Source organism: Bordetella petrii (genome assembly GCF_020991325.1).
GTDB classification, from domain to species: domain Bacteria; phylum Pseudomonadota; class Gammaproteobacteria; order Burkholderiales; family Burkholderiaceae_B; genus Bordetella_A; species Bordetella_A petrii_E.
Genome location: NZ_JAJMLX010000151.1, coordinates 1 through 10,992, shown reverse-complemented (window position 1 = coordinate 10,992; position 10,992 = coordinate 1). Strand labels below are relative to the sequence as shown.

10 protein-coding genes and 1 pseudogene are annotated in these 10,992 nt (G+C 66.3%); 6 read left to right on the top strand and 5 right to left on the bottom strand.

The genetic code is table 11. The annotated features are described in order from the left end of the window. The 4 genes from LPZ50_RS15375 to LPZ50_RS15360 form a co-directional block, all read right to left on the bottom strand. Positions 1-419, bottom strand: a 419-nt coding sequence (locus tag LPZ50_RS15375) for a biotin/lipoyl-binding protein (RefSeq protein ID WP_230662341.1), incomplete at its 3' end; no start/stop codon positions are given. A 4-nt stretch (positions 420-423) separates the two neighbouring features. Then, positions 424-1,158, bottom strand: coding sequence for a TetR/AcrR family transcriptional regulator (locus LPZ50_RS15370; RefSeq protein ID WP_230662340.1), 735 nt, complete (start codon positions 1,156-1,158; stop codon positions 424-426). 88 nt (positions 1,159-1,246) lie between these two features. After that, positions 1,247-2,860: a glycerol-3-phosphate dehydrogenase/oxidase gene (locus LPZ50_RS15365; protein ID WP_230662339.1), complete on the bottom strand. Its 1,614-nt coding sequence runs from the start codon at positions 2,858-2,860 to the stop codon at positions 1,247-1,249. 43 nt (positions 2,861-2,903) lie between these two features. After that, positions 2,904-3,716: a DeoR/GlpR family DNA-binding transcription regulator gene (locus LPZ50_RS15360; protein WP_230662338.1), complete on the bottom strand. Its 813-nt coding sequence runs from the start codon at positions 3,714-3,716 to the stop codon at positions 2,904-2,906. 135 nt (positions 3,717-3,851) lie between these two features. On the opposite strand from LPZ50_RS15360, the gene LPZ50_RS15355 reads away from it, so the two are divergent. From LPZ50_RS15355 to LPZ50_RS15330, 6 genes are all read left to right on the top strand, one after another. Further along, positions 3,852-4,931 carry an ABC transporter ATP-binding protein gene (locus LPZ50_RS15355; protein WP_230662337.1) on the top strand — a complete coding sequence of 360 codons (1,080 nt, stop codon included), beginning with the start codon at positions 3,852-3,854 and terminating at the stop codon, positions 4,929-4,931. Further along, positions 4,931-6,016, top strand: coding sequence for an ABC transporter ATP-binding protein (locus tag LPZ50_RS15350; RefSeq protein ID WP_230662336.1), 1,086 nt, complete (start codon positions 4,931-4,933; stop codon positions 6,014-6,016). Before LPZ50_RS15355 ends, LPZ50_RS15350 begins: the two co-directional genes overlap by 1 nt. Then, positions 6,013-6,897: a carbohydrate ABC transporter permease gene (locus LPZ50_RS15345; RefSeq protein WP_230662335.1), complete on the top strand. Its 885-nt coding sequence runs from the start codon at positions 6,013-6,015 to the stop codon at positions 6,895-6,897. The genes LPZ50_RS15350 and LPZ50_RS15345 overlap by 4 nt, the downstream gene beginning before the upstream one ends. Then, positions 6,890-7,702, top strand: coding sequence for a carbohydrate ABC transporter permease (locus LPZ50_RS15340; RefSeq protein ID WP_230662334.1), 813 nt, complete (start codon positions 6,890-6,892; stop codon positions 7,700-7,702). The genes LPZ50_RS15345 and LPZ50_RS15340 overlap by 8 nt, the downstream gene beginning before the upstream one ends. Before the next feature lie 11 nt (positions 7,703-7,713). Then, entirely contained in the window at positions 7,714-8,022 is a 309-nt protein-coding gene (locus tag LPZ50_RS15335) for a DUF2160 domain-containing protein (RefSeq protein ID WP_230662333.1), read from the top strand. Positions 8,023-8,113: 91 nt separating this feature from the next. Continuing rightward, a complete protein-coding gene (locus LPZ50_RS15330) occupies positions 8,114-9,844 on the top strand; it encodes an ABC transporter substrate-binding protein (protein ID WP_230662332.1) in 1,731 nt (576 codons plus the stop codon). 21 nt (positions 9,845-9,865) lie between these two features. Here the strand turns inward: LPZ50_RS15330 and LPZ50_RS15325 are convergent. Then, a pseudogene (locus tag LPZ50_RS15325) lies at positions 9,866-10,837 on the bottom strand (hypothetical protein); the annotation flags it as partial. Positions 10,838-10,992: the final 155 nt, after the last annotated feature.

Here is a 10,992-nt window from a genome sequence, read left to right as displayed (position 1 = left end):
GCCCGGTCGCGGGCGTACTGGGCAGCCGCGCGATTGGCTTCGGCCTGCGCCTGTACCAGTTGCGCGCGCACCACCTCCACTTCGGGCGGCCGCTTGCCGGTTTCCAGGTCGCGCAATTGTGCCTGCGCGGCCTGCAGGCGCGCATCGGCCTCGCGCTGCGCGGCGGCTTCGGGGTTGGCTTCCAGCTCGAACAAGGGCGCGCCCCTGGCCACTTGCTGTCCGCGGCTTACATGCAGGGTTTGCAGGCGGCCGGGCTGCGAGGCGGCCATGTAGACGAATTCGCCTTCCACGTAGCCCTGGTAAAAAGGCGGCCCGTCGTCGCCGCAGGCGGCGAGCAGCAGCGGCAGGCAGCCGGCCAGCGCCAGGCGGCGCAACGGCAGAGAATGTCGTGAAAGGGAAACGTGCAGGCGGCTGGGCATGGCGTCAGGATCCTGGCCGTGGCGAAGTAGGGCGCGCGCGGCGGCGCGGGGAAACAGCCGGCGGGAACAGGCCGCCGGTAAGCAGGGCCACCGCATGCGCGGTAATGGCATCGGTGTCAGGCGGCGGGACAGGGTCGCCGCCGGCCCAGATGCGTTGCCACAGATCGGCCGTTGCCAGCGGCAGCAGGGTCATGCCCAGAATCGACAGGAACACCAGGCGGGGTTCGATGCCGGGGTTGACCGTGCCGGCCTGCTGGCTGTGCGTGAACAGGGTGGCGAAGCCCTGCAGGCGTTCGATGGGCAGGTGGCGGAATACTTTTTCGCGCAACTGGCCGCCCTGGTTGACGACTTCGCGCATCCACAGCGGCCCCAGCCAGGGGCGTTCCGACGCGCACTGGACGATGCGCGCCACGATTTGCGGCACCACGGCGCGCGGGTCGGGCAGGGTGTCCTGCGCGCCGGCGGGCAGGGCAGCAGGCGCCCATACAAATGCGATCACTGGCGCCAGGCGCTCTGCCACCACCACGTCGATGAGCTGGTCGCGGTTCTTGAAGTAGTAATGCACCATGGCGGGTGTCACCTGGGCGCGCTGCGCAATATGTGCCAGCGTGGTGGCGGCCACGCCCTGGGCGGCGAACAGCGCGGTGGCCACGTCCAGCAAGGCATCGCGGGCATCGGCGCCGGCGGGCCCGGCGCGGCGGCCGGGTTTGCGTGGCGTGGGGGGTTTAGAGGTAGCCATGGCGGCATTTTAATTAATGATTTAATTAATTAAAAGCGCCAGTTGTGACCGATGGTGAACAGCCGGGCGCCAGGCACCCGGTGTCGCTTCAGGCCAGCCGGTAAAGCGCCGCGGTTCGGCCGAATGCGTCTACATCCGCGCGTTGCCAGGTGGCGTCGTGGCCCAGTTCTTCGGCCAGAATGCGCGCCACTTCCGGGGCGGCCAGCGTGGCGGCATGGCTGTCGAGGAACAGCGCGCGGTTGCGCCGCGCCAGCACGTCTTCGACGCTGCGCGCCAGTTCGTGGCGCGCGGCAAAGCGCACATGCGCTTCGGTCAGGCCGCTGGCATTGACCAGCATGTGTTCTATGCCGGGCAGGGCGCGCAAGGCCGGCAGGTCGGTGCCGTAGTAGCTGTCGGGCGTGCCGTGGGGCGGGGTATCGGGGCTGCGCGCGGCGTCGGCCTGCGGGGCGCCGTGCAGGGCCAGGTCGGCAGTGTGGCAGGGGGCCTGCGGCAGCAACTGGTGCTGGATGGCGGTGTCGACCACGTCCTGCGCCATCTTGCGATAGGTGGTCCATTTGCCGCCGGTCACCGTTACCAGGCCGGCCCGAGACACCACGATGGTGTGTTCGCGCGACAGGCTCTTGGTCGAGGCTTCGCCCGTGGCCTTGACCAGGGGGCGCAGGCCGGCCCACACGCTGGTTACGTCGGCGCGGGTGGGCTTGCGGCTGAGATAGCGCGCGGCCGTCTGCAGGATGAAATCCACTTCGGCCTGCGTGGCGGGCGGATCCAGTGGAAGGTCGCCGCGCGGAGTATCGGTGGTGCCGACGATGGTATGGCCGTTCCAGGGCACCACGAATAGCACGCGGCCGTCGTCCGTCTTGGGAATGAGGATGGCCTTGTCGCCAGGCAGGAACGTGCGCGGCAGGGTCAGGTGCACGCCCTGGCTGGGGGCCACCATGGTCTGCGCCTGCGCGTCGTCCATGCGGCGCACGCTGTCCACCCACACGCCGGTGGCATTCACCACGCAGCGGGCGCGCAGCGCGTGTTCGCCGCCGCCCAGCGTGTCGCGCACGATGACGCCGTTGATGCTGCCGTTGGCGTCGCGCGTCAGCCCGCTGGCGCGCACGTAATTGATGGCGGTGCCGCCCAGGTCGAACAGGGTGCGCATCAGGGCCACGGCCAGCCGGGCGTCGTCGAACTGGCCGTCGTAATACAGCACGCCGCCGCGCAGGCCGCGCCCGCCTACCGACGGCGCCACCGTGGCCGCCTGCGCCAGCGTGTCGGCGCGCGATAGCCAGCGGCTGGGCGACAGATTGAGCTTGCCGGCCAGCATGTCGTACATCTTCAGGCCCACGCCGTAGAAGGGCTGGTCGAACAGGCCGTATGCCGGCACCACGAAACCCAGCGGCCACACCAGGTGCGGCGCATTGCGGTTGAGCAGGCCGCGTTCGTGCAGGGCTTCGCGCACCAGGCCGATATTGCCTTGCGCCAGATAGCGCACGCCGCCATGCACCAGCTTGGTGGCCTTGCTGGAGGTGCCCTTGGCGAAATCGTCGCCTTCGACCAGCAGAGTGCGGTAGCCCCGCGCCGCGGCATCCACCGCGGTGCCCAGCCCGGTGGCGCCGCCGCCGATCACGATGATGTCCCAGGCGGCGCTGTCATTCAGCGTGGCGAGCAATGCGGCGCGGCTGGGCGCGGGCGTGGAAGCTGGGGTGGAATTCATGTCGGAAGCAGTGGGCCGGGGCGGGAAGTCAGTGGGAAAGCGGTCAGGCCGCGGAAGCGGATTCGCCGGGGGAATCGTCGGATCCGGGTTCGGCGGCCGCGATTTCACAGCGCACCCCCGATTCCTGCAGCACCTGGCCCAGCGGGCCCTGGGGAAAGGCGTCGGTGAAAAAGCGGTCGACCTGCGAAATGTGGGCCAGTTCCACCATGGCCTGGCGCTGGAATTTGCTGCTGTCGGCGGCTAGCCAGACTTCGCGCGATTGTTCGATGATGCTGCGCGCCACTCGCACTTCGCGGAAATCGTAATCGCGCAGCGTGCCGTCGGCCTCGATGCCGGAAATACCGATCAGGCCGATGTCTACCTTGAACTGGCGGATGAAGTCCACCGTGGCTTCGCCCACGATGCCGCGGTCGCGCGGGCGCACCACGCCGCCGGCTACGATGACCTCGCAATCGGCGTTGTCGGACAGAATATCGGCCACGTGCAGGTTGTTGGTAATGACCCGCAGGCCGCGATGGCGCAGCAGGGCGCGGGCAACGGCCTCGGTGGTGGTGCCGATGTTCAGGATCAGCGAACAGCCGTCGGGCACGGCCTGCGCCACGGCCTGCGCAATGCGCTGCTTGGCCTGGGCATGCAGCCCCTGGCGCTTGCGATAGGCGATATTCTCGATGGTGGAGGCCTCGATGCGCACTCCGCCGTGAAAGCGCGACAGCAGCCCGGCCTCGGCCAGCAGGTTGACATCGCGCCGCACGGTTTGCAGCGTGACGTCGAAATGGCGGGCCAGGGCGTCGATGGTGGCCGAGCCCTGCGTTCGGACCATTTCCACCAAGGCGCTTTGTCGAGGGTTCAATGTCATATTCGCATCATAAAACAACAAAAGCGAAAAATAATGACGCGCTGCAAGATTGTTTTTCTTTCGCTTGTTAGGTAAAACGCAAAAAAGCAAAAAAACAACGAAAGCGAAGCGCATCCGTCCATCCGGAGGAGAACGATGCAGTTGACGCTGGACCAGATTGCCCTGCAGGCTGGGTCGCAAACCCACCTGTACCCCATGAGCCTGGCGCCGATGCCTGGCGCCATGACCGTGCTGCTGGGCGCCACACAGGCGGGCAAGACTTCGCTGATGCGCATCATGGCGGGGCTGGACCGCCCCACCGAGGGCCGGGTGCTGGTGGACGGCGCCGACGTGACCGGCACGCCGGTACGGCATCGCAATGTGGCGATGGTGTACCAGCAGTTCATCAACTATCCCTCGATGCCGGTGTATGACAACATCGCCTCGCCGCTGAAGCTGGGCGGAGCGCGCGACGTGGATGCTCGGGTGCGCGCCATGGCGGCGCGGCTGCACATCGATCATCTGCTCGACCGCTATCCGGCCGAACTGTCCGGCGGCCAGCAGCAGCGCGTGGCGCTGGCGCGCGCGCTGGCCAAGCAGGCGCCGCTGGTGCTGCTGGACGAACCGCTGGTCAACCTGGACTACAAGCTGCGCGAAGAACTGCGCGACGAACTGGCCGGCCTGTTCGCCGATGGGGATGCCACCGTGGTGTACGCCACCACCGAGCCCGCCGAGGCCTTGCTGCTGGGCGGCCATACCGCGGTGCTGGACGCGGGCGAACTGCTGCAATACGGCCCTGCGGCCCAGGTATTCCACCAGCCGGCCTCCCTGCGCGTGGCGCAAGCCTTCAGCGACCCGCCCATGAACCTGTTCGCGGCCACCCGGCAGGACGGCGGCATTCTGTTGCCGGGTGGGGTAGCGGCGGCGCGCCAATTGCCCGTCGGCGAGGCCGCATCCGCCATGACGGCCGGGCTGCGGGCCGGCGCGTTCGACCTTCGCCCCGGCGACGGGCGCGTGGCGCTGCCGGGCACCGTGACACTGGCCGAGATTTCGGGCTCGGACACCTACGTGCACGCGGACACGGCCGCCGGAGCAGTGGTGGCGCAACTGGCCGGCGTGCACCGCTACCAGCTGGACGACCGCCTGACCCTGTATTTCGACCCCGCCAGCCTGTATGCCTTCGATGCCGGAGACGGCCATTTGCTGGCCGCGGGCAGCGCGACGGGAGCAGCCTGATGGCGGCAATCGAGCTGGACCTGGCGCATTCTTATCTGGCGCAGCCACGGGGCGACGATGATTACGCCCTGCTGCCGCTGCAATTCACTTTTCGCGACGGCGGCGCCTATGCCTTGCTGGGGCCGTCGGGCTGCGGCAAGACCACGTTGCTGAACTGCATCTCTGGCCTGCTGCGGCCCTCGCAAGGCCGCATTCTGTTCGATGGCCGCGACGTCACGGGCCTGACGCCGCAGCAGCGCAATATCGCGCAGGTGTTCCAGTTTCCCGTGGTGTACGACACCATGACGGTGGCCGAGAACCTGGCTTTCCCCTTGCGCAACCGCGGCATGGCGGCCGACGGCATCCGCGAGCGGGTCGGCCGCATCGCCGAAATGCTGGATTTGTCCGGGCAGTTGAACCGGCGCGCCAGCGGGCTAGCCGCCGACGCCAAGCAGAAAATATCCCTGGGCCGCGGGCTGGTGCGCAGCGACGTGTCGGCCGTGCTGTTCGACGAACCCCTCACGGTGATCGATCCGCATCTGAAATGGCAGTTGCGGCGCAAGCTGAAGGAAATCCACCAGGAACTCAAGCTGACGCTGATCTATGTAACCCATGACCAGACCGAGGCGCTGACCTTCGCCGAGCAGGTGGTGGTGATGTCGCGCGGCAAGGCCGTGCAGATCGGCACGCCCGACGACTTGTTCGAGCGGCCCGCGCATGAGTTCGTGGGGCATTTCATCGGCTCGCCGGGCATGAATTTCCTGGCGGCGCAATGGCGCGACGGCGCGCTGGCGGTGGGTGGGGCCCGCCTTGCCGGATTGCCGGCCGATGTGGCGCAGCGCCTGGCAGAGGCCGGCCCGGTACGGCTGGGCGTGCGGCCCGAGTATCTGCAGCCGTGCCCGGCCGGTACGCCAGGGGCCGCGCCGGCGCGCGTGTCGCGCGTGCAGGACCTGGGCACCTATTTGTTGCTGACTGCCGAATTCGAGGGCCAGGCGTTGCGGGCCCGCGCAAGGCCCGGCACGGCGGCGGTGGTGGGCGATACCGTGTGGCTGCCGCTGCTGAATCCGCATACGTGCTTCTACCGCGACCAGGAGCGCTGGACATGAAACCTATCAATCAAAGGGCGTGGCTGCTGGTGCTGCCGGTGGTGATCTGCGTGGCGTTCTCGGCCATCCTGCCGCTGATGACCATCGTGAACTATTCGGTGCAGGACATTATCTCGCCCGACAGGCGGGTGTTCGTGGGCACCGAGTGGTATGCCATGGTGCTGCAGGACGAAGAGCTGCATGGCGCGCTGCTGCGCCAGGTGGGTTTCTCGCTGGCGGTGCTGGCCATCGAGATCCCGCTGGGCATCCTGCTGGCCCTGTGCATGCCCGAATCGGGCTGGCGCGCCTCGGCCGTGCTGGTGGTGATCGCGCTGTCGCTACTGATTCCCTGGAACGTGGTGGGCACCATCTGGCAAGTGTTCGGGCGTACCGACATCGGCCTGATGGGCGCGGCGCTGACCTGGCTGGGCCTGGACTACTACTACACCGGCAACCCCCTGCATGCCTGGCTGACGGTGCTGGCCATGGACGTCTGGCACTGGACGCCGCTGGTGGCCCTGCTGTGCTACGCGGGGCTGCGCGCCATTCCCGAGGCCTATTACCAGGCGGCCCGCATCGACGGGGCGTCGCGCTTCGCCGTGTTCCGCTACATACAGCTGCCCAAGCTGCGCGGGGTGCTGATGATAGCCGTGCTGCTGCGCTTCATGGACAGCTTCATGATCTACACCGAGCCCTTCGTGCTGACCGGCGGCGGGCCCGGCAACGCCACGACGTTCCTGTCGCAATACCTGACGCAGAAGGCCGTGGGCCAGTTCGACCTGGGGCCCGCGGCGGCGTTTTCCATCGTGTATTTCCTGATCATTCTGCTGCTGTGCTTCATTCTGTACAACTGGATGCAGCGTGCCGGCACGGGCGCGTCCGAGGAGGCCAGCCATGGATAAGCGCAACCCGGCCTGGCGCCGCCTGTTCCTGGCCCTGTACCTGGTGTTCGCCATTCTGCCGCTGTACTGGATGCTGAACATGTCGTTCAAGACGAACACCGAAATCGTCAGCACCTTGACGCTATGGCCGCGCGATTTCACTCTGGACCACTACCGCACCATCTTTACCGACCCGGCCTGGTATTCGGGGTATATCAATTCGCTGATCTATGTGGTGATCAATACGTTGATCTCGCTGGCCGTGGCCTTGCCCGCGGCCTACGCGTTCTCGCGCTATCGCTTCATCGGCGACAAGCACGTGTTCTTCTGGCTGCTGACCAACCGCATGACGCCGCCCGCGGTGTTCCTGCTGCCTTTCTTCCAGCTGTACAGCTCCATGGGCCTGATGGACACGCACCTGGCCGTGGCGCTGGCGCACCTGGTGTTCAACGTGCCGCTGGCGGTGTGGATCCTGGAGGGTTTCATGTCGGGCGTGCCGCGCGAAATCGATGAAACGGCGTACGTGGACGGTTATTCCTTCCCGAGGTTTTTCCTGACGATATTCCTGCCGCTGATCAAGTCGGGCGTGGGCGTGGCGGCATTCTTCTGCTTCATGTTCAGTTGGGTGGAGCTGCTGCTGGCCCGCACCCTGACATCGGTGAATGCCAAGCCCATCGTGGCCACCATGACGCGCACCGTGTCGGCCTCGGGCATGGACTGGGGCGTGCTGGCCGCGGCGGGCGTGCTGACCATCGTGCCGGGCGGCATTGTCATCTGGTTCGTGCGGCACTATATCGCGAAAGGCTTCGCGATGGGCCGGGTCTAAAAGGGGGCGCCATGTTCCAGTGGATGGTATGGACCACGCCGGTAGCGGTGTTCTTCATTTGCATCGTGCTGATGCTGGCGGGCATGACAGTGTGGGAATTGAAGTCGCCCACGCGCCTGCGCAAGGGCTTCCTGCCCATGGCCACCACGCGCGGCGACCGCCTGTTCATCGGCCTGATGGCCGCGGCCTGGATCAACCTGGCCTACGTGGGCCTGGGCGAGAAAATGATGGACTGGTGGTCATTGGACGACCCGCCCACGGTATGGATCAGTTTCGCGGCGTCGATGCTGGTGCTGGCGTGGGTGATGCGCAAGGGATAACAACACAAGCTGTAGCGTACGACCGCCGGCCGGCATCTTCCCAGGCCCAGGTCGGCAGCACGGAAGGGAAGGTATATCGAGGAGACAGGTCATGAAATTGCGCAGGCACACCATGGCGGCCGCCATAGCCCTGATCGGGTGGTCGGCCGCCTGGGCCGGGGTACCCGAGGCAGAGAAATGGGTGGATTCGGAATTCCAACCCTCCACGCTGTCCAAAGACAAGCAAATGGCCGAGATGCAGTGGTTCATCGACGCCGCCGCCAAGCTCAAGGCCCAGGGCGTTACCGAGATCAATGTGGTGTCCGAGACCATCACCACGCACGAGTACGAGGCCAAGACGTTGGCGCGCGCCTTTACCGAGATTACCGGCATCAAGGTCAACCACGACCTGATCCAGGAAGGCGACGTGGTCGAAAAACTGCAGACATCGATGCAGTCCGGGAAGTCCATCTACGACGGCTGGATTTCCGATTCCGACCTGATCGGCACGCACTACCGCTATGGCGCCATTCTGCCGCTGTCCGACTACATGGCGGGCGCGGGCAAGCAATGGACCAACCCCGGCCTGGATCTGAAAGACTTCATCGGCACGAAGTTCACCACGGCGCCAGACGGCAAGCTGTACCAGCTGCCCGACCAGCAATTCGCCAATGTGTACTGGTTCCGCGCCGACTGGTTCGCGCGGCCCGACCTGCGCGAAAAGTTCAAGGCCAAGTATGGCTACGAACTGGGCGTGCCCACCAACTGGTCGGCGTACGAAGACATTGCCGACTTCTTCACCAACGACGTGAAGGAACTGGACGGCAAGAAAATCTACGGCCACATGGATTACGGCAAGAAAGACCCGTCGCTGGGCTGGCGCTTCACCGATGCCTGGCTGTCGATGGCTGGCGCCGCCGACAAGGGCCTGCCCAACGGCCTGCCGGTGGACGAATGGGGCATACGCGTGGCCGATGACAAATGCACGCCGGTGGGCGCATCGGTCGAGCGGGGCGGGGCCACCAACAGCCCGGCGGCGGTCTATGCCCTGACCAAGTACATCGACTGGATGAAAAAGTACGCGCCCCAGCAGGCCATGGGCATGACGTTCTCGGAAGCCGGCCCGGTGCCGGCGCAGGGGCAGATTGCGCAGCAGGTTTTCTGGTACACCGCCTTTACCGCCGACATGACCAAGAAGGGCCTGCCGGTGGTGAACGAAGACGGCACGCCCAAGTGGCGCATGGCGCCTTCGCCCTACGGCCCGTACTGGAAAGACGGCATGCAGAACGGCTACCAGGACGTGGGCTCGTGGACTTTCTTCAAGTCCACTGACCCGAACCGCCTGGCGGGCGCCTGGCTGTACGCGCAATTCGTCACCGCCAAGACGGTATCGCTGAAGAAGTCCATCGTGGGGCTGACGTTCATCCGCGACAGCGACATCCATAGCGACTACTTCACCAAGAACGCCGACCGCTACGGCGGCCTGATCGAGTTCTACCGCAGCCCGGCGCGCGTGGCCTGGACGCCCACCGGCAACAACGTGCCCGACTATCCCAAGCTGGCGCAGTTGTGGTGGAAGAACGTGGCTACCGCCGTCACGGGCGAGCAGACTCCGCAGAAGGCCATGGACAACCTGGCCGAAGAAATGGATCGCGTCATGGCGCGGCTGGAGCGCGCCGGCATGGCGCAATGCGCGCCCAAGCTGAACAAGAAAAGCGATGCCTCGAAGTGGTTGTCGGACGAGCATGCCCCGTGGAAGAAGCTGGCCAATGAGAAGCCGCAGGGTCAGACCATTCCGTACGACCAGCTGCTGCAGGCATGGAAGGCGGGCAAGGTGCGCTGAACGTGTCCCGCGCTGGCGGTGTCAGGGCTCGACGGGAGGCCTGGCATCCGCCAGCGGTGCATCCGGCAGTACGATCTGCGCGGTGCCCGGCAGTACCCATTGCGCGCATTCGCGCGTGGCGTCGATGCAGCCGCCTTCCGCATACACCCCTTGCGGATCGCGCCGCCGCAGCATGCGTGCCAAGATTTGCCGAACTGCATCGGGGTCTTGCAGGGTGCGGGCCACGCATGCCTCGACGATGCTTTCGTCGAGCACCAGCCGCCCCGCGGCATCGTGCCGCGCGCCATCGCGCCAGTGATGGATTTCCACGCACTTGGCGGTCAAGGTGTAGGGCTAGTCGCGTTTCCAGAAGTTGTTGAACAGCCCGCTGCCCAGATAGAACAGCCACGACCCTTCGTAGCCTTCCACATTGGACGAGTGCCCGTCGGGGTTGCGGAACCACAGGCGGTCGCCGGGCACGTAGTACCTGGACGGCAGGGGTTGGTCCATCGACCCGTATTCGCGCAGGAATACCTCGTGGAACAGCCCCGACATGATGGCGCGCGTTTCCCATTGCCGCTGCAAGGCCGAGTACAGCGCCGGGTGCGCGTCGCGCAGTTCCTGGGCGATGCCCAGCAGGGTGACGTATTCGGTGGCCCGGTAGCACGAAAACGCGTACAGCTTGCCCGATACGTCCGGCTGGGTGGCCTTGCGCAACGCCTCGATCAGCGACACGCCCGGCTCGATGGTGAACCCGCGCGCCTCGTCGTAGCGCCAGTAGCCTTCCGGTCGTTCAGCGTGTTCGGTATCGAAGGCCAGCGCCGTCTGGCGGGCAGCCTGCACGATGTTCTGGCGGATGCGCACGGCGCTGCGCGTTTCTGCCGCGCCAGGAAACGGAAAGGCCACGGGTCCCAGCACCATGGCCAGCAGGATCTCCCGCGCCAGGTCATCGGGCCGCGCCACGGTGTCCAGGCCCAGCGCGCCGCACAACTGGGTGGTGTCGCGCTGCGGCGCCAGGGACAGCAGGGCGGGGGTGGGTTCGAAATGCATGGCGCAGGGGCCGTCGGGCGCTTCATGCACATACGGCTGCAGGCCCACCGCGCCCATGGCGGCAAGCGTCATGCGCAGTTCCACATTGCCGGTACGGTCCAGCGCGGCGGCGTCGTAGC